16 protein-coding genes are annotated in these 17,690 nt (G+C 71.7%); 11 read left to right on the top strand and 5 right to left on the bottom strand.

The genetic code is table 11. The features are described from left to right. Positions 1–19: 19 nt before the first annotated feature. The 9 genes from AB0M36_RS23600 to fahA all read left to right on the top strand — a co-directional run bounded on the left by AB0M36_RS23600 (position 20) and on the right by fahA (position 9,652). Positions 20–1,303, top strand: a complete 1,284-nt coding sequence (locus tag AB0M36_RS23600) for an ATP-grasp domain-containing protein (protein ID WP_364160898.1) — start codon at positions 20–22, stop codon at positions 1,301–1,303. Between the two features lie 154 nt (positions 1,304–1,457). After that, the gene (locus AB0M36_RS23595) at positions 1,458–3,308 is read left to right on the top strand and encodes a GGDEF domain-containing protein (protein ID WP_364160896.1); all 1,851 of its coding nucleotides are present in this window, start codon (positions 1,458–1,460) and stop codon (positions 3,306–3,308) included. Between the two features lie 33 nt (positions 3,309–3,341). Continuing rightward, complete coding sequence (locus AB0M36_RS23590) at positions 3,342–3,491, top strand: hypothetical protein (protein ID WP_364160894.1); 150 nt, start codon at positions 3,342–3,344, stop codon at positions 3,489–3,491. Positions 3,492–3,527: 36 nt separating this feature from the next. Next, the gene (locus AB0M36_RS23585) at positions 3,528–3,896 is read left to right on the top strand and encodes a PadR family transcriptional regulator (RefSeq protein WP_364160892.1); all 369 of its coding nucleotides are present in this window, start codon (positions 3,528–3,530) and stop codon (positions 3,894–3,896) included. Next, positions 3,893–4,939: a hypothetical protein gene (locus tag AB0M36_RS23580; protein ID WP_364160890.1), complete on the top strand. Its 1,047-nt coding sequence runs from the start codon at positions 3,893–3,895 to the stop codon at positions 4,937–4,939. The genes AB0M36_RS23585 and AB0M36_RS23580 overlap by 4 nt, the downstream gene beginning before the upstream one ends. Before the next feature lie 149 nt (positions 4,940–5,088). After that, a complete protein-coding gene (hppD, locus tag AB0M36_RS23575) occupies positions 5,089–6,294 on the top strand; it encodes a 4-hydroxyphenylpyruvate dioxygenase (RefSeq protein ID WP_364160888.1) in 1,206 nt (401 codons plus the stop codon). 75 nt (positions 6,295–6,369) lie between these two features. Next, positions 6,370–7,575: a cupin domain-containing protein gene (locus tag AB0M36_RS23570; protein ID WP_364160886.1), complete on the top strand. Its 1,206-nt coding sequence runs from the start codon at positions 6,370–6,372 to the stop codon at positions 7,573–7,575. Next, positions 7,572–8,426: a hypothetical protein gene (locus AB0M36_RS23565; protein ID WP_364160884.1), complete on the top strand. Its 855-nt coding sequence runs from the start codon at positions 7,572–7,574 to the stop codon at positions 8,424–8,426. Before AB0M36_RS23570 ends, AB0M36_RS23565 begins: the two co-directional genes overlap by 4 nt. After that, positions 8,423–9,652 carry a fumarylacetoacetase gene (gene fahA, locus AB0M36_RS23560; protein ID WP_364160882.1) on the top strand — a complete coding sequence of 410 codons (1,230 nt, stop codon included), beginning with the start codon at positions 8,423–8,425 and terminating at the stop codon, positions 9,650–9,652. Before AB0M36_RS23565 ends, fahA begins: the two co-directional genes overlap by 4 nt. Before the next feature lie 7 nt (positions 9,653–9,659). Here the strand turns inward: fahA and lepB are convergent, their stop codons facing one another. Further along, positions 9,660–10,286: a signal peptidase I gene (gene lepB / locus AB0M36_RS23555; RefSeq protein WP_364160880.1), complete on the bottom strand. Its 627-nt coding sequence runs from the start codon at positions 10,284–10,286 to the stop codon at positions 9,660–9,662. A gap of 58 nt (positions 10,287–10,344) precedes the next feature. On the opposite strand from lepB, the gene AB0M36_RS23550 reads away from it, so the two are divergent. Further along, a complete protein-coding gene (locus AB0M36_RS23550; protein ID WP_364160878.1) occupies positions 10,345–11,235 on the top strand; it encodes an alpha/beta hydrolase in 891 nt (296 codons plus the stop codon). Between the two features lie 304 nt (positions 11,236–11,539). Beyond that, a complete protein-coding gene (locus AB0M36_RS23545) occupies positions 11,540–13,396 on the top strand; it encodes a methyl-accepting chemotaxis protein (protein WP_364160876.1) in 1,857 nt (618 codons plus the stop codon). An 11-nt stretch (positions 13,397–13,407) separates the two neighbouring features. Here the strand turns inward: AB0M36_RS23545 and AB0M36_RS23540 are convergent, their stop codons facing one another. Genes AB0M36_RS23540 through AB0M36_RS23525 form a run of 4 tightly spaced genes read right to left on the bottom strand, consistent with a single transcriptional unit; the run spans position 13,408 to position 17,589 of the window. After that, complete coding sequence (locus AB0M36_RS23540; RefSeq protein WP_364160874.1) at positions 13,408–14,034, bottom strand: isochorismatase family protein; 627 nt, start codon at positions 14,032–14,034, stop codon at positions 13,408–13,410. Positions 14,035–14,038: 4 nt separating this feature from the next. Further along, positions 14,039–15,631 (bottom strand): (2,3-dihydroxybenzoyl)adenylate synthase, encoded by a 1,593-nt coding sequence (locus tag AB0M36_RS23535; RefSeq protein ID WP_364160872.1) that lies wholly within the window; start codon positions 15,629–15,631, stop codon positions 14,039–14,041. Next, on the bottom strand, positions 15,628–16,779 hold the full coding sequence (locus tag AB0M36_RS23530) for an isochorismate synthase (RefSeq protein ID WP_364160870.1): 1,152 nt from the start codon (positions 16,777–16,779) through the stop codon (positions 15,628–15,630). Before AB0M36_RS23530 ends, AB0M36_RS23535 begins: the two co-directional genes overlap by 4 nt. A gap of 18 nt (positions 16,780–16,797) precedes the next feature. Continuing rightward, on the bottom strand, positions 16,798–17,589 hold the full coding sequence (locus AB0M36_RS23525; RefSeq protein WP_364160868.1) for a 2,3-dihydro-2,3-dihydroxybenzoate dehydrogenase: 792 nt from the start codon (positions 17,587–17,589) through the stop codon (positions 16,798–16,800). Between the last annotated feature and the right edge of the window lie 101 nt (positions 17,590–17,690).

The following is a 17,690-nucleotide window of genomic DNA, read 5'->3' as shown; positions in this document are numbered from 1 at the left end:
TCACAGAGAGAAGGCCACCATGCTCGTCTTCATCGAGGCCGGCATCGCCGGCACCGGCCTGTCCGCACTCGCCTGGGCCGTCGACAACGGCCTGGACGTCGGACTGGTCAGCACCGCCCCCGAGCAGTACGCCGACGTTCCCGCCGGCGACCTGCTGCCCGGCCTGTCCGAGCGGGGCCGGGTGTTCCGCAGCGCCGACACCGACACGCAGGCCCTGGACGCCGGCCTGGTCGACTGGGTCCGGGCCAGCGGCACGCCGCACGGCGTCGTCTGCATCGGCGACCGTCACCTTCCGTACGCGGCGGCGCTGGCCGAGGAGCTCGGCGTGCCCTTCCACCCGGCGCACGCGATCGCCGTGCTGCGTGACAAGCGGGTGGCCCGGGAACACTACGAGGCCCTCGACATCCGCTCGCCACGCTGGTCCCCGGCGGACGACGTGAACGACGCGCTCGCGCTGCTCGACGCCGTCGACGGCCCGATCGTGCTCAAGAACGTGAAGGGCTCCGGCAGCCTCGACGTGCTGCTGTGCCGCACCCCCGCGGAGGTGCGCGAGCATCACGCGACGCTGGCCGACCGGCAGCGCTACCTCGGCGGCGACCTGATGGCCGAGCAGTTCGTCACCGGGCCGCTCTACAGCATCGAGACGGTGGTCGACCACGGCCGCGCCGTCACCCTGGGCATCACCGACCGGCAGCTCGGCCCGCGCCCGCACTTCTGCGAGGTGTCGTACACCTTCCCGGCGGCCGTACCGGGCGCCGACGCCGACGAGATGGTCGGCGCGGTCGAGGCCTGCGCCAAGCATTTCGGGCTCACGCACGGCTTCCTGCACTCCGAGTTCGTGCTCACCGCCGAGGGCCCGGTGCTGGTCGAGGTCAACGCCCGGCTCGGCGGAGGCCTGCTGGCCCTGATGATGAACGACTGCCTCACCGTGTCGTGCTGGGAGCTGCTGTGCCGCGGCGCGCTCGGTGAGCGGCTGCCCGACGTGGCGCACAACGGCCTGTACGCCAGCACCGTCACGGTCTACCCGGCCGAGTCCGGCGTCGTGGCGACGCTGCCCGACCGGGACGCGGCGGGCCGGTCGCCTTTCGTGACCGACGTCGTGTGGAACGCCGGACCCGGCGACGAGGTGTACCCGCCGAGGGACCACCGGGGCGCGGTCTGTCAGATCCGCGCCCGCGCGGGCAGCGCGAGCCTGGCGTACAACGCGGCGCTGGCCGCCGCCCGCGACGTCCGCGTCACGCTGACCTCACGGCTCGTCACCACGGCGGGTACCGGTGGTGCTCCCATCGCGATGGGAGAGTGATGCGATGACAACGACGGGGACCGTGCGGGATTGGCACCGCGACGAGGGCCGGACGGTCTCGTTCGAATTCGACCAACCCTGAACCCGGTCGACGGCTCCCGTCGCGCAACCGGGGGACAACCGGCGAACCACGCCCCGGTGGTGTTCTGGTGTCGTGACATCTCTGGATCGCTCGGTAGGCGGCGCGGCTGCGCCCACGGTGACGTCCACGTGGTCCAGGGCATGGATCGTCTGGTCGGTCTGCGCCTCGCTGCCCGTGGTCGGTTACTACACGGTGCCGGCCCTCGGCGGCGGACCCACGGCGCAGGCCTTGCTCTACATGCTGGTCAGCATGTCGACCGTGGGCGCGCTCGCGCTGGGCATCCGGGGGCACCGGCCGGAGACCCGGTCGACCTGGTGGCTCCTGGCCGCCGGCCAGGTGGCATATTCCTCCGGCGACGCCGTCTACTACATCACGTCGCAGAACGACGCCACCTACCCGGTGGCGGCCAACGTTCTCTATCTCTCCCAGTACCTCTTCGTCGCCGCCGCCCTGGTGAAGCTCACCCGGCGGCGCTCCCCGCAGCGCAACACGGCCGCGCTGGTCGACACCGCGATCCTCGCCGTGGGCGCCGCGGTGTTGTGGTGGGTGTTCCTCGTCTACCCGACCATCACCGACCCGTCCATCGGCATGCTGGACCGCGTCGCCGCCACCGCCTATCCGGTGATGGACCTGTGCGTGCTCACCGTGGCCATCCGGCTGATGCTCAGCGGCGGGGTCCGGCAGCCGGCCTATCAGCTGCTGCTCGCCTTCCTCGGCCTGAACCTGCTGGGCGACACCTCGTACGGCCTGCTCACGCTGGCCGGCTCGTTCGCCGACGGCGGCTGGACCGATGCGACCTGGCTGATCGGCTACGTCGCGCTGGGTGCGGCCGGGCTCCATCCGTCGATGCGGCACCTGAGCGACCCGGTGGAGGCCCGCTCGGGCGCCACCCCGTACCGCGTGGTGTTGCTCGGGGTGGCCACCGCGATGGCTCCGGCGGTGCTGGTGGTGCAGACCCTGCGGGGCGCGGCCCAGTCCGACCTCGTCGTGGTGGGTGCGTCGGCGGTGCTGTTCCTCCTCGTCCTGCTGCGCATGGCGGGCCTCATCGCGGCCCAGCGCCGGCTGGCCATCACCGATGCCCTCACCGGCCTCTACACGCGCCGCTTCCTGTCGGAACAGCTGCGGACGGAGAGCGACCGGGCGGCCCGGTACGGCGGCTCGTTCGCCCTGCTGCTCCTCGACGTCGACCACTTCAAGCGCGTCAACGACACGTACGGTCATCCGGCCGGCGACCAGGTCCTGGTCGAGGTCGCCCGGCGGCTGCGAAGCACCTGCCGGGCCAGCGATGTCGTGGCCCGCTTCGGCGGTGAGGAATTCGCCGTTCTGGCCCCGGCCACCGATCTGGAGAACCTGGCCGTCCTGGCCGAACGCCTCCGGGCGCGGATGAACGAGACGCCGATCCTGGTCGACGGCCGCACCCCGGTCGCGGTGACCGTGTCGATCGGCGGTATCGCCGCCGTGCCCCCGCACGCGCTCACCGCGGACGAACTGGTCAACACCGCCGACGCCGCCCTCTACACGGCCAAGCGCGGTGGTCGTGACCGCGTGGTGATCGCCGATCCGGCGCAGCGTGCGGAACCGACCGCCGCGGAAGACACCCCCCGCGACGAGACGCAGGAGCTCGATCGTCACATCCAGGAGTGGGCGACGGTTGTGGGCGAAGCCGCCCGCCAGCGCCCCGATGCGGTGCCGGTGCCGGCCAGCGTGGTGTCCGGCATCTGCGCCGCCTGGGCCGTCATGCGCGTGCCCGGCCCGACGTTGGGGTTCTCGGTGGAGGAGGCCCGCGCCGAGCTGCGTCGCTGCCGGGGTGTGCAGTTCCCTTCGCACCTCGTGGACCAGTTCCTCGCCCTCGAGGCGGCCGGCGTGATCGGCACCGTGCGGGCTTCCGCCGTGGCCGTGGTGCCCGCCGCGGTTTCCGCATAGGGACGTCCACCGCATCGGCCCTACGATGCGCCGATGCAGTGGATCAAGGTCACGGGTGACGGCATCTCGGTCACGCATCGCATAGAGCCGCTGGTTTCCGTCTGGGGCGCCCTTGATGACCACCGAGACCCCGGATGGGCCGGCCATGCCGGCGCTCTTGCGGCTCTTGCGGTGCGCGGCTAGTCTGAAACGAGACTAGTTCGAATCGAGGAGAGTGCGGTGGCAGCCACGGATCCGATGAGCGGATGGTTGCGCGGCGCCCTGGAGTTGGCGGTGCTCGCCGTGCTCGCGGAGGAGGATCGGCACGGTTACGCGCTGGCCCACCGCCTGGCGGAGGAAGGGCTGGGCGCGGTGCGCGGCGGTGCGCTCTACCCGGTGCTCGGCAAGCTCGAGGCTTCCGGTGCCGTGCGAGCCACCTGGCAGCCCGGCGAGGGCGGGCCGGGCCGCAAGGTCTACGCGATCACCGCGGACGGGCGCGACCGGCTGGTCGCCGAACGCGTCCGGTGGCACGAGTTCGCCACGGCCTTCGCTCGCCTGCTCGATGCGGACCACGCGCCGGACACCCACCCTGGGGAGGCACAGCCATGACAGAGCCGTTCGAGCAGTGGGAGGTCCGCGCCCGGCTCGCACTCGCGGACCGCGGTGTCGGAGACCACCTGGCCACTCCGATCATCGCCGACGTGAAGGAGCACTGCGCGTACTCGGGGGAGAGCCCCGCCGAGGCGTTCGGTGAGCCGGAGGACTTCGCCGCCGTCGCCGCGGCCGAGCAGTCGCCGGAGGCGCTGGAGAAGGTGGATCGGCAGGGGCTCACCTGGACCGACTACCTCAGCGGTCAGGTGTTCTTCCTGGCGTTGCTGGCGTTGGTCGCGTCCCTCTTCTTCGCCGTCCTGGAGCGGACCCTGGCCTTCCCCACGACTCCGGCCATCCTGACCGGCCTGGCGTTGCTGACCCTGGGCTTGTTCGTGACCGGTGCACTCCCCGGCGCGCTCAGGGCAGCCGGCCGTCCCGAGCTGGTCCGGTGGTGCTTCGTCCTCGCTGTCGTGCTCGCCGGCGCCAGCGCCACCGCGTTCATGACGCTTCCCCGTCACGAGGTGGCCCGGATTCCGGTGCTCGGCATCGTGGCGGGCGCGGTCCTGCTGATCATGGTCTCGTTGCGCCAGACGAAGCCGAAGCCGGCCGTCTCGCACACCTCGCCCACGCCTCGGGGCCGCGAGGCCGGGCCCGCCGACGTCGAGAGCTGGCTCAAGCGGCTCGCCGGGCTGTTGATCGGGCGGTTCGACCTGCCGCCGGAGCGGGCCGCCGACCTCGTCCGGGAGGCGCGGGCGCATCTGTCCGCCTCGGCGGCCGATCCGGAGCGGGAGTTCGGCGCGGTCGACGACTATGCCCGGCGCCTCGCCGAGCACGAGCCGCGGCGGCGTGACCCCTGGTGGCGCACCGCGCCCGCCGAGATGCTCACCATGGCGGTCGGCATCGCCTTCGGCACGGACGCGTTCGTCGGGTGGCGCGCGGAGGGTCATGAGTGGGCCGCCTACCTGGTGGCCGCCCCGCTGACGGTGCTCTTCGCCTGGAATCTGGCCCGCTTGATCTGGCGCTACCTGCGGGAACGCCGCTCCGGCTCGGCGGCGAAGTGAGACGATGGTGGGCAGATTGTTCAGCGACAGCCGCGCCAGTTCGGTCACTCTGAACAATCTGTTCGCCGCAAACTGTGCGTGTTGTGCAGCCTTGGCGCTTTCACCAAGCTGGAGGCGTCAGCCGACCTCAGCTGAAGGAGACCAGCGCCATGTCCGTGCACGACACGCTCACCAACGAGGAGCGGCTCGCGGAGCTCGACCTCGACACCCTCAAGCAACTCGTCGGGCTCGTCGAGTACGACTCCGGCAGCGACCCGTTCCCCGTCACGGGCTGGGACGCGGTCGTGTGGGCGGTCGGGAACGCCACGCAGACCGCGCACTTCTTCCAGTCGGCGTTCGGCATGGAGCTGGTGGCGTACTCCGGTCCCGAGACCGGCAACCGGGACCACCTGTCGTTCGTGCTCAAGAGCGGCGCGGTCCGGTTCGTGATCCAGGGCGGCGTGCGGCCGGACAGCCCGGTCATCGCCCACCACGCCAAGCACGGTGACGGCATCACCGACATCGCGCTCGAGGTGCCCGACGTCGACAAGTGCGTCGCGCACGCCCGGGCGCAGGGCGCCACGGTTCTCGAGGAGCCGCACGACATCTCCGACGAGCACGGCACCGTCCGGATGGCCGCGATCGCCGCGTACGGCGAGACCCGACACACCCTGGTCAACCGGGCCAACTACTCCGGGCCCTACCTGCCCGGCTACGTGACGCGTACCTCGTCGTTCCAGAAGCGCGACGGCGCACCGAAGCGGATCTTCCAGGCCCTGGACCACGTCGTCGGCAACGTCGAGCTCGGCGCGATGGACGAGTGGGTCGAGTTCTACAACCGGGTCATGGGCTTCACGAACATGGCCGAGTTCGTCGGCGACGACATCGCCACCGACTACTCCGCCCTGATGTCGAAGGTGGTCGCCTCCGGCAACCACCGGGTGAAGTTCCCGCTCAACGAGCCGGCGATGGGCAAGAAGAAGTCGCAGATCGACGAGTACCTGGAGTTCTACGGTGGACCGGGCGCCCAGCACCTGGCGCTGGCGACCAACGACATCCTGCGCAGCGTGGACGTGCTGCGCGCCGAGGGCGTCGAGTTCCTCAACACGCCGGACTCGTACTACGAGGACCCGGAGCTGCGGGCGCGCATCGGCGAGGTCCGGGTGCCGATCGACGAGCTGCAGAAGCGCGGCATCCTGGTCGACCGCGACGAGGACGGCTACCTGCTGCAGATCTTCACCAAGCCGATCGGTGACCGCCCGACGGTCTTCTTCGAGCTGATCGAGCGGCACGGGTCCCTCGGCTTCGGCAAGGGCAACTTCAAGGCGCTCTTCGAGGCCATCGAGCGCGAGCAGGAGCGGCGCGGTAACTTCTGATCGGCGTCGGGGCGGCCTCGCCGGCCGCCCCCACCCTCGGACCTGTCTTGAGGATCGGGCGAACGGAGTTACGCCATGGCGCACTACCAGCGGGCCGGCAGCATTCCGGCCAAACGTCACACGCAGCACCGCGACGCGGGCGGCGCCCTCTATTACGAGGAGCTGATGGGCGAGGAGGGTTTCTCCTCCGACTCGTCCCTGCTCTACCACCGGCACGTCCCGTCGGCCATCGTCGACGCGCGCGCCTGGGAGCTTCCCGACCAGGCGACCGTGCCGAACCAGCCGCTGCTGCCGCGACACCTGAAGCTGCACGGGCTGTTCGGCGAGCAGGAGTGGAAGTCCCGTGACGCGGTGCGCGACCGGCGGCTGGTCCTCGGCAACGCCGACGTGCGGATCGCCTACGTCGTGGCCGGCGAGGTCTCGCCGCTGTATCGCAACGCCACCGGCGACGAGTGCGTCTATGTCGAGGCCGGCTCCGGCACCGTGGAGACGATCTTCGGTGACCTGGAGGTCGGGGCCGGCGACTACGTGATCCTGCCGCGGGCGACCACCCACCGCTGGGTGCCGGCGGGCGACGCGCCGCTGCGCCTGTACGCCATCGAGGCCAACAGCCACATCGGCCCGCCCAAGCGGTACCTCTCGCGGTACGGCCAGTTCCTCGAGCACTCGCCGTACTGCGAGCGGGACCTGCGGACGCCGGCCGCGCCCCGGATGGTGGACGAGCAGGACGTCGAGGTCTACATCAAACATCGCGGCGACGGCCCGGCCGGGCTCGCCGGGACCGTGCACGTGCTGCCGCACCACCCGTTCGACGTGGTCGGCTGGGACGGCTGTCTGTACCCGTACGCGTTCAACATCGCCGACTTCGAGCCGATCACCGGGCGGGTCCACCAGCCGCCGCCGGTGCACCAGGTCTTCGAGGGCACCAACTTCGTCATCTGCAACTTCGTCCCGCGCAAGGTGGACTACCACCCGCTGGCCGTGCCGGTTCCGTACTACCACTCGAATGTGGACAGCGACGAGGTCATGTTCTACGTCGGCGGCGACTACGAGGCCCGCAAGGGTTCCGGCATCAACGTCGGTTCCATCTCGCTGCACCCGGGCGGTCACTCCCACGGCCCGCAGCCGGGCGCCATCGAGGGCAGCCTCGGCGCGGAGTTCTTCGACGAGCTCGCCGTCATGGTGGACACCTTCCGCCCCCTCGGGCTCGGCGAGGCCGGACGGGTCAGCGACGACGGCAAGTACGCCTGGACCTGGTCGGGACGAGGCCCGGCTTCGTGAGCGACACGACCACCGCGCCGGGCCGGCTGTTCCTCACCCTGTTCGACGACGCGGCCATCTTCCCGCCGGGCGATCTGGACGTGCCCGAGGCCGTGCGGGCCCACCTCGCCCGCCAGGCGTCGCCGCTGGCGCCGTTGCTCGGCCCGTTCATCTGCTCCCTGCCCCGGTGGGGGGAGCTGACGCAGGCCCTGGAAGGCGGATCCCCGCTGCCGGTCTCGCTCACCGTTCCCGGCGGTGCCGAGGACGTCGCCAGTGCGGTTTCGCGGGCGCGGTCGGAGCCCCGGGTAGCCCTGGTCGCCCTGGAGATCGCGGCGTCCGCCGGCACGCTGCCCGGCCTGGTGGCGACCCTCGAACGGCACGCGCCCTCTTCGGTGCACAGCTACGTCGAGCTGCCCTGGGCCGACGTCACCGCGTCGCAGGTCGCCGCGCTCACCGCCGCCGGCCTGCGCCTCAAGATCCGCACCGGGGGTGTCGCCGCCACGGCCTTCCCCGACGAGCGGCAGCTGGCCGCCGCACTCTGGTCGGCCGTGCGGGGCGACATCTCCTTCAAGCTCACCGCCGGCCTGCACGACCCGATCCGGCACCGGGATTCCACCACCGGATTCGAGCATCACGGATTCCTGAACGTCATGCTGGCGACCGCCCGCGCGGTCGAGGGTGCCGCCGTCGACGCCGTCACCGCGGCCCTGGCCGACCAGGACGGCGATCGGGTGGCCGCGGCGGTCGCCCGCATCGACGACTCCCAGGCCGCACTCGTTCGCCGGCACTTCGTCAGCTTCGGCACCTGCAGCGTCACCGAGCCGATCGACGGCCTGCTGCACCACGGACTTCTCCCGGAGGATCTGCGTTGACCACCGTCTCTCCCTCAACCTGGCTCGAGGTTCCCGCGGATCATCCGTTCGGCGTCGCCGCCCTGCCCTACGGGGCCTTCGGCACGGCCGCCGACCCGAGCGCCCGGATCGGCGTCGCGATCGGGGAGCTGATCCTGGACCTGGCACCGGTCGTACGCCGGCTAGCACCGGAGCTGGCGCCCGCCGTCGCGGGGCCGTCGCTGGACAGCCTGCTCGCCGCCGGCCCCGGGGCCTGGTCGCAACTGCGCGCCCTGGTGACCACCTGGCTGACCGACGACACCCACCGCGAGCACCTCGAACCGCACCTCGTGCCGGCCACCGACGCCGTCATGCACCTGCCGTTCACGGTCGCCGACTACGTCGACTTCTACGCGTCGGAACAGCACGCGACCAACCTGGGACGGATGTTCCGGCCCGGCCAGGACCCGCTGACGCCGAACTGGAAGCACCTGCCGATCGGCTACCACGGACGCGCCGGCACCGTCGTCGCCTCGGGCACCGACATCGTCCGCCCCCGGGGCCAGCGCCGCGGCGCCGACGGTGAGATCTCCTTCGGGCCGTCCCAGCGCCTCGACATCGAGGCCGAGCTGGGCTTCGTCGTCGGTGCCGGGTCGCGGCTGGGCCGGCCGGTGAGCCTGTCCGCCTTCGAGGAGCACGTCTTCGGCGTCTGCCTGGTCAACGACTGGTCGGCCCGCGACATCCAGGCCTGGGAGTACGTTCCCCTCGGCCCGTTCCTCGGCAAGTCCTTCGCGACCTCGATCTCGCCCTGGATCCTGCCCCTGGCCGCGCTCGGCCCGGCCCGCGTGGCGCCACCGGAGCGCACCGTGCCGCTGCTGCCCTACCTCGACGACGCCGCGACGCCGCCGTGGGGCCTCGACGTACGGCTCGAGGTGCGGCTCAACGGCCACGTCATCTCGCGCCCGATGTTCGACGGCATGTACTGGACCGGCGCGCAGATGCTGGCGCACATGACCGCCAACGGAGCGTCGCTGCGCGGCGGCGACCTCTACGCCTCCGGCACGATCAGCGGCGAACGTCCCGACCAGCGGGGTTCGCTCATCGAGCTGTCCTGGGGCGGCTCCGAGCCGCTGGAGCTGCCGGACGCGACCACCCGCACCTTCCTCGAGGACGGCGACGAGGTCGTGATCACCGCGACCGCGCCGGGTCCCGGCGACGCGCGCGTCGGCCTCGGCGAGGTCCGCGGCCGCATCCTGCCCGCCCTGTGACCGGCCTTTAGCGCGGGGCGGGTACGTCGGCGAAGGTGTCGGGAACGGACAGCATGCGCATTCTCGACGGCGGCCAGTACGTGGCGAAGGCGCGGCCCACGATGTTGTCCACCGGCACCGATCCGCTGTCCGAGTCGAGATGGAAGCGTGAGTCGGCGGACTGGCCGCGATGGTCGCCGAGCACGAACACGGACCCGGCCGCCACGGTGGCGTCGAACGGCCGCTCCGAGGGAGTCTCGCCGGGGAACAGGTAGTCCTCGTTGAGAGCGCGGCCGTTGACGGTGATCCGTTTGCTGTCGTCGCAGCAGACCACGTGGTCGCCAGCCACCCCGACCACCCGCTTGATGTACTCCTGACCCGAGCCGGCCTTCCAGCTCGACGGCGGCCGGAACACCACGATCTCGCCCCGGGCGGGGCGCTCCAACCGGTAGCTGATCTTGTCGACCAGCACCTTGTCGTCGATCAGCAGGGTCTGCTCCATCGACCCGGAGGGAATGAAGAAGGTCTGCAGCAGGAACGTCCGGACGCCCACGGCGACCAGCACGCCGACGACGGCGAGGATGAGCAGTTCCTTCAGTCGCGAACGTGCGGACCGCTTGGTGCTGCCCTTGTCGCTGTCGTTCTGTGTCGGCACCGACGCAGCGTACCTTCCGGCGGTGTGTCGTCTGGGCTGCTGTCGTAGTGTCTGCGGCATGACGCCGACGCAGTCACACACCCTCACCGCGTCCGATGTCGACCTGGTCTACGACGTCCGCGGCCCGCTTCCGCCGACCGACGGCCGGCCGGCGCTGCTGATGATCGGCCAGCCGATGACCGCGGAGGGCTTCGGCGCGCTCGCCGCCCACTTCGCCGACCGCACGGTGGTCACCTACGACCCGCGCGGGCTGGGTCGCAGCACCCGCAAGGACGGCCGCTCGGAGCACACCCCACGGGACCAGGCCGCCGACCTGCATCTGCTGATCGAGCACCTGGGATGCGGCCCGGTCGACGTGTTCGCGAGCAGCGGCGGTGCCGTGACGGCGCTCGAGCTCGTCGCGACCCATCCCGGCGACGTCGCCACGCTGGTGGCGCACGAGCCGCCGATCAACTCGGTGCTGCCCGACGCCGCGGCGGCCGTTCGCGCCCGGGCCGGCTTCCACGAGGCGTACCAGCAGAAGGGCTTCGGCGCGGGCATGGCCGCCTTCCTCGCGATGGCCGCGTGGCAGGGGGAGTTCACCGACGCCTACTTCGCCCAGCCGGCGCCCGATCCGGCGACGATGGGCATGCCGGCCGGCGACGACGGCACTCGGGACGATCCGCTGCTGTCGAAGAAGTCGTGGGCGGTCACCGACTACCGCCCCGATGTGGCCGCGCTCAAGGCGGCACCGACCCGGATCGTCATCGCGGTCGGCGAGGAGTCGGGGGAGACCTTTACGGCGCGTACGGCCCGCGGCACCGCGGCGCTGCTCGGCCAGGAGGCGACGGTGTTCCCGAGCCATCACGGCGGCTTCCTCGGCGGCGAGTTCGGTTACGCCGGCAAGCCCGAGGAGTTCGCGGCCCGGCTGCGCGAGGTGCTGGCCGAGGGCGGCCCGCGCGGGCAATGACGCGCCGGTTCTCCAGCAGTGACTGCCATGGCAACCGCCTGGAGCTCCTCGAGCCGACCGCTCGATAGCGCCCGAGAGACCGTCGCCGCCGTTTAGTCTGACCAAAGACCGGACGCGGCGACCGCGAGCGGACAGCATAGTCGTTGCCGGGCTTCCTGGCCTGGAAAGTGCTGTTATCCAGATACTTAGGCGAAATGCCGATTTTCTGGAGGAGCATGAATCCGATGGAAGCCAGGCGGTGGCAATGTTCTCACCGGCGAGCCTGTTGTTGGGGCGGTTACGGTACGCGTACAAGATCGTTCTGATGACGGTCGTGCTCCTGCTGCCTCTGGGCTTCGTGACCTGGGGTTACGTCGGGATCCAGACCAGCCAGGTCGCGTTCAGCGCCAAGGAGCGCGACGGGGTCGCCTACCTGCGTCCGCTGTTCACCCTGACCGCCACCGCAGTGCAGGCCCGGCACCTGGCAGTCTCCGGCGGCCAACCCCCTGAGATTTCGACCAGCGAGGTGGACGCCGTCGACCGCACCTACGGCGCGGATCTCGGGGTCAGCCAGGCGTGGTCGGCCGCCAAGGCCGACGTGGCGGCCGCCGCGAAATCCGGCTCCGGCCAGGCCGCGTACGACGCATACGGTAAGGCCCTGACCGGCCTGCTCAATCTGGTGGTCGCCGTCTCCGACGCCTCGAATCTCACCCTGGATCCCGACCTCGACTCCTACTACCTGATGGACACCCTGGTCTTCCGGCTGCCGGGGCTGCTCGACCAGGCCGGCCAGACCGTCGACGAGTCGATCCTGGCGGCGGGGCGCCCGCCGGCCGTGGTTCACGCCACCCAGCTTCGGCTGTCCAGGGCCGCCGGTGCGCTGGCGAGCACCCAGCAGGCGGTCGACACCGGGATGGCCACCTCCCTCGCCAAGACCGCTCGGCCGGAGCTGGCCGAAATGCGGCCGCTGATCGAGGCCGAGCATCAGGCCCTCACCGCGCTGCTGACCCAGGTCGACAGTGCTGTCGCGTCGGGGCGTCTGGCCGATATCACCCCCGCGGCGGGGGAAGCGGCCTGGGCCACCGTGGTCAAGCTGGCGGACGGACTCATTCCGCAGCTGGACGCGCTACTGACGACCAGAATCGCGGGATTCAAGACAAAAGCCTATATCGTCGAGGCGGCGGCCTTCGGTGCCCTGCTGTTGGTCGGCTACCTCCTGGTGGGTTTCTACCTCTCCGCGACGGTGCCCATGCGGCGGATCGTGACCGCGTTGCGGGCCCTGTCCGAGGGCGACCTCACCCAGCAGGTGCGGGTCGACACCCGCGACGAGGTCGCGCAGATGAGCACCGCCTTCAACGACGCTCTCACCCGGGTCCGCGAGGCCATCCACGCGTTACGCGCCGACGCCGACGAGGTCGCCGGCACCTCCACCAAGCTGTCCGAGGTCAGCGAGGACATGCGGGCCACCGCCGAGTTGACGGCCACCAAGGCGGGGCAGGCTGGCGCGGTCGCCGACTCCGTGTCCAACCATCTCACCGCGGTCTCGGCCGGTGCCGAGGAGATGTCCGCGTCGATCAGCGAGATCTCGCAGGGCGCGAGCCAGGCCGCGATGGTGGCCACCGAGGCGGTCACCGCGGCCCGCAACACCGAGGACACGATCGGCCGGCTCAGCTCGAGCTCCGCGCAGATCGGCGAGGTGCTGAAGGTCATCGCCGGGATCGCGACCCAGACGAACCTGCTCGCCCTCAACGCGACCATCGAGGCGGCCCGCGCGGGAGAGTCCGGCAAGGGGTTCGCGGTCGTCGCGGGTGAGGTCAAGGAGTTGGCGCAGGAGACCGGACAGGCCACCCAGGACATCGCGGCCCGGATCGAGGCCATCCAGGCCGACGCGCTGGACGCCGTCAACGCCATCCAGCAGATCAGTGACGTCATCAGCCGGGTGAACGAGTTCCAGTCCACCATCGCCGCCGCCGTCGAGGAGCAGTCGGCCACGACGTCGGAGATGACCTACGGACTCAACGAGGTGGCGGCCGGCGCCGAGCGGATCACCGCCGGCGTCGGCTCGGTCACCGAGGAGGCCAACCGCACCACCGCCGGCGCCGACTCGACGGCCCGGTCGGCGCAGGAGCTCACGCACACCGCGGAACGGCTCCGTAACATCGTGGCCAGGTTCACCACCTGAGCGGGGTCGGCTCAGCTCAGCGCGGTGCGCAGCTGGGCGGCGCTGAGCACCATTCCGCACCTCTTCGCCACGTATCCCAGCGCGCCCAGGTGGTCGGCGCGGCTGAAGTCGGCGGTGGCGTCGGCCACGACGAACGGTTGGACGCCGCGCATGAAGGCGTCGCAGGCCGTCGCGACGACGCCGATGTGTGCGTAGATGCCGGTGACGATGAGCTGGTCGCGTCCCTGGAGCAGGTCGGCGAGCGGGCTGTCCACGAAGGCGCTGTAACGCCGCTTCTCCAGCACCGTGTCGCCCTCGCCGGGGATCAGGTCCTCGTGGAAGGCGATCGCCGACTCGTCGGCGGGTGGGCCCCAGCCCCACATGTCCAGGAGCAGGCCGCGGTCGGCGCGGCTCTGGCCGCCGGGCTGGCGGGTGAAGATCACCGGGATGCCCTGGTCGGCGCAGACCTTGCGCAGGCCGGCCATGGTGGCCGCGGCGCCGGCGAGCGGCTCGGCGCCGGCGAACGCGGCGGTGAAGTAGCGCTGCATGTCGTGGATCAGGAGCACGGCCCGGGCGGGGTCCGGGCGCCAGTCGGCCCGGTTGGCGGGCAGGTCGTTCTCGCCGGGCAACCGGTAGGAGGGAATCTGGGGAAGGGACACCGGCTCAGGACTCCTCGGTGAACAGGGCGCGCAGGGCCGCGCGCAGATCGGTACGGCTGACCTTGCCGACGCCGGTGACCGGGAAAGCGTCGACGATACGGACCTTGTCCGGCACCTTGTAGGCGGCCAGGCCGCGGGAGCGGACGAACGCACGCAGTTGGGGCGCGGTCGGCGGCTGGTCGCCCGCCCGCAACGTCACGAAGGCGCAGGTGCGTTCGCCGAGGTAGGCGTCCGGCACGGCGACGACCGCGGCGTCGTGCACGGCGGGGTGGGCGAGCAGGTGGTTCTCGATCTCCTCGACGGCGATCTTCTCGCCGCCCCGGTTGATCTGGTCCTTGGCGCGACCGGTGACGACCAGGTAGCCCTCCGGGGTGAGCCGGACCAGGTCGCCGGTGCGGTAGAACCCGTCGGGCGTGAAGGCGACGGCGTTGTGCTCGTCGGCCCGGAAGTAGCCGCGGATCGTGTACGGCCCCCGCGTGAGCAACTGCCCGGTCTCGCCGGGTGCCACCGGCGCGCCCGTGTCGTCGACGATCAGCAGCTCGTCGTCGGGAGAGATGGGCCTGCCCTGGGTCTGCTCGACGAGCGCGGCCGGGTCGCCGAGCCGGGTGTAGTTCACCAGTCCCTCCGCCATGCCGAAGACCTGTTGGACCGCGCAGCCGAGCACGGGACCGACGCGGCGCGCGGCGTCGGCGGACAACTTGGCGCCGCCCACCTGGAGGAGCTCCAGGCTGGACAGGTCGTGGTCCGGTCGTTCGGCGGCGGTCAACCAGACCAGCGCCAGCGGCGGCACGAGGGCGGTGATCGTGACCCGTTCGGTGGCGATCAGCGGGAACGCCACCTCCGGGCTGGGGCGGGGGGACATCACCACGGTGCCGCCGGCGTGCAGGACGCCGAGGACACCCGGGGAGCTGAGCGTGAAGTTGTGCGCCACCGGCAGGGCGCACAGGTAGACGGACGCGGTCGACAGGCCGCAGATCCTCGCGCTCTCCCGCACGCTGTAGAGATAGTCGTCGGCCGTCCGGGGGATCAGCTTGGGCAGGCCGGTGCTGCCGCCGGAGAGCTGGAGAAAGGCGAGGGTGTCCGCGCCCGGGTCGCTCAGGTCGGTCGGGTCCGCGCCGAGGTCGTCGCCGACCTGGAAGACCTGCCGCAGAGCGGGGGCGGCGGCACGGATCGAGGGGACGAGGCCCTGATGGTCGAAGCCCTCGTGGACGCCGGGCAGCACGATCGCGACGGCTTCGGAGTGCCGGCAGAAGTAGCCCAGTTCGCTCTCGCGGTGGGCGGGCAGCGCGAACACCGGCACCGCGCCGAGCCGGAACAGGCCGAACACGATGTCGAAGAAGTCGGCGGTGTTCGGCAGCTGGACCACGACCCGGTCGCCGGCGCGCAGGCCGCGGGCCGCGAAACCGGCCGCGAACTCGGAGGCGCGCTCGTCCAGGTCGGCATAGGAGCGTCGCAGGTCGCCGTCGACCACCGCGGTGCGGGGGCCGTACCTCGCGGACCAGTCGCGCAGGGCCGCGCTGAACGATCGGCCCTGCCAGTAGCCGGCGGCCCGGTAGCGCTCGGCGAATTCGCGCGGCCACGGCGTCAGGTCGGTCACAGGCCCAGCCCCGCCAGCATCGTGCGGAACTTGGCGGTGGTCTCGGCCAGTTCGGCGTCGGGATCGCTGTCGGCGACGATGCCGGCCCCGGCGTACAGCCGGGCGCTGTTGCCCTCGACGACCGCGCAGCGCAGCGCCACCACCCATTCGCCGTCTCCGGCGTCGTTCTCCCAGCCGACCACGCCGGTGTAGAAGCCGCGGTCGAAGTCCTCGTACTCGGCGATCGCGGCCCGGGCGTCGCCGGTGGGGGTGCCGCACACGGCCGGGGTCGGGTGCAGGGCGGTGCCGAGGGTCAGCGAGCTGACGGCGGGGTCGACGACGCGCCCGGTGACGACCGTGGAGAGGTGCCACATGGCGTGGGTCCGGACCAGCGACGGCTCGGCCGGCACCCGCAGTTCGCGGCAGTACGGGCGCAGCGACTCGGCCACCGCCTCGGCGACCAGGGCGTGTTCCCGGCGGTCCTTGCGGGAGGAGAGCAGGGCGCGGGCCTGCCCGAAGTCCTCGATCGGGTCCGGGTTGCGCGGCAGCGAGCCGGCGAGCGGGTTCGCGGTGACGACGTCGCCGTGCCGCGAGACGAGCAGTTCCGGGCTGCTGCCGACGAGGGTGCCCGCGCCGAGGTCGACGGCGAAGGTGTAGCCGGACGGGTCGCGGGCGGCGAGCCGGCGCAGCAGCAGTCCGATGTCGACGGCCGTCTCGGTGGTGACGTCGAGGGCCCGGGCGAGCACGACCTTGTCCAGCTCTCCGGCCCGCAGCCGGGCGACCGCCCGGCGAACCCCTTCGGCGTACGCGGCCCCGCTGGGCACCTCGACGGTACGGGCGTCGGCGGCGGCCGTGGCGGCGGGCGGCGCGAGTCGCATGGGAAGCCGCCCGGCGCGGTGCGTACGGACGGGAACGGTCAGCCGAGGCGGCGCGGAGCTGTCGAACGGGACGGCACCGACCACGATCGGGTCCTCGTGTCCGTCGTCGCGGCACAGGTCCAGGACGCCTTGCAACGCCGCGGGGAGGTCGGCCGCGCTGGGCACGGCGAAGTACTCGCCCTCGGTGGCGATCGTGCCGCGCGGCGAGGCGAAGAAGAAGGGTGACTTCGGGCGGTACTCGGCGAGCAGAGCGAGGGCGTCATACGCCGCGTCGGACTGTGCGGTGGTCATCGGCGGTCTCCAGGGTTCTCAGGCGCGCAGCGTCGCGCCGCCGTCGACGTACAGGTCGTGCATGGTGATGTGTCGGGCCCGGTCGGAGGCGAGGAAGACGACGGCGTCGGCGACGTCGGCGGGCTCGGCGATGCGGCCCAGGGGGATGCCGGTCCGGAAGTTCTCCGGCGAACCGGCGATCACCGCGTCGGCCCCGTCGGCGCCGTCCCACAGCGACCGCTGCATGGCGGTGTCGGTGGAGCCGGGTGCGACCACGTTGCACCGCACGCCGTGCTGGGCCAGCTCCAGGCCGAGGCACTTGGTCAGCATGGTGGTGGCGGCCTTGGACGCGGCGTACGCGGCCATCCCGGCGCGGGGGACGCCGGCCGCGTTGGAGCTGACCGTGACGACCGCGCCGCGGCCACGCCCGGCCATCCGACGGCCGGCGCAGCGCAGCACGTGGAACACGCCCGAGGTGTTGACGTCGAAGGTGGCCCGCCAGTCCTCGTCGGTGGTCTCGAGGATCCGGCCGGGCCGCAGGATGCCGGCCACCGAGACGCAGATCTCCACTGTGCCCAGCTCCTGCTCGGCGAGGGTGAAGACCCGCTCGACCGCGGCGGCGTCGGTCACGTCGAGGGCGTAGCCGCGGGCGTCGGCCAGCGTCGCGGCCCGCCGGGCGACGGCCGCACCGTCCAGGTCGGTCAGTGCCACCCGGGCGCCGTGGGCGGTGAGGGCGGCCGCTACGGCTGCCCCGATGCCGTGCGCCGCGCCAGTCACCAGTGCGGTCCTGCCGGCGATGCCGTCCGAAGTCACGACACTGCTCCCGTCCATGCCATTGTTAGGTTAGGCTTGCCTAACAAGGCGGACTGTACAGGATGATGGGACGCAGTGCTCGTAGCCCCCCGAGAGGTGGCGCCCAGCGCCATCTTTTA

The organism is Actinoplanes sp. NPDC051346 (assembly GCF_040682215.1).
Lineage (GTDB): Bacteria > Actinomycetota > Actinomycetes > Mycobacteriales > Micromonosporaceae > Actinoplanes.
The sequence above is the reverse complement of the archived record's forward strand: the minus strand, read 5'-3'. Positions and strand labels throughout refer to the sequence as shown.

Excerpts from the sequence above, each read along its gene's own strand:
- AB0M36_RS23550 (WP_364160878.1), top strand. The coding sequence starts at position 10,345 with ATGACGCCGACGCAGTCACACACCCTCACCGCGTCCGATGTCGACCTG.
- AB0M36_RS23580 (WP_364160890.1), top strand. The coding sequence starts at position 3,893 with ATGACAGAGCCGTTCGAGCAGTGGGAGGTCCGCGCCCGGCTCGCACTC.
- AB0M36_RS23600 (WP_364160898.1), top strand. The coding sequence starts at position 20 with ATGCTCGTCTTCATCGAGGCCGGCATCGCCGGCACCGGCCTGTCCGCA.
- AB0M36_RS23530 (WP_364160870.1), bottom strand. The coding sequence starts at position 16,779 with ATGACCACCGCACAGTCCGACGCGGCGTATGACGCCCTCGCTCTGCTC.
- AB0M36_RS23590 (WP_364160894.1), top strand. The coding sequence starts at position 3,342 with ATGCAGTGGATCAAGGTCACGGGTGACGGCATCTCGGTCACGCATCGC.
- hppD (WP_364160888.1), top strand. The coding sequence starts at position 5,089 with ATGTCCGTGCACGACACGCTCACCAACGAGGAGCGGCTCGCGGAGCTC.
- AB0M36_RS23525 (WP_364160868.1), bottom strand. The coding sequence starts at position 17,589 with ATGGACGGGAGCAGTGTCGTGACTTCGGACGGCATCGCCGGCAGGACC.
- AB0M36_RS23570 (WP_364160886.1), top strand. The coding sequence starts at position 6,370 with ATGGCGCACTACCAGCGGGCCGGCAGCATTCCGGCCAAACGTCACACG.
- AB0M36_RS23545 (WP_364160876.1), top strand. The coding sequence starts at position 11,540 with ATGACGGTCGTGCTCCTGCTGCCTCTGGGCTTCGTGACCTGGGGTTAC.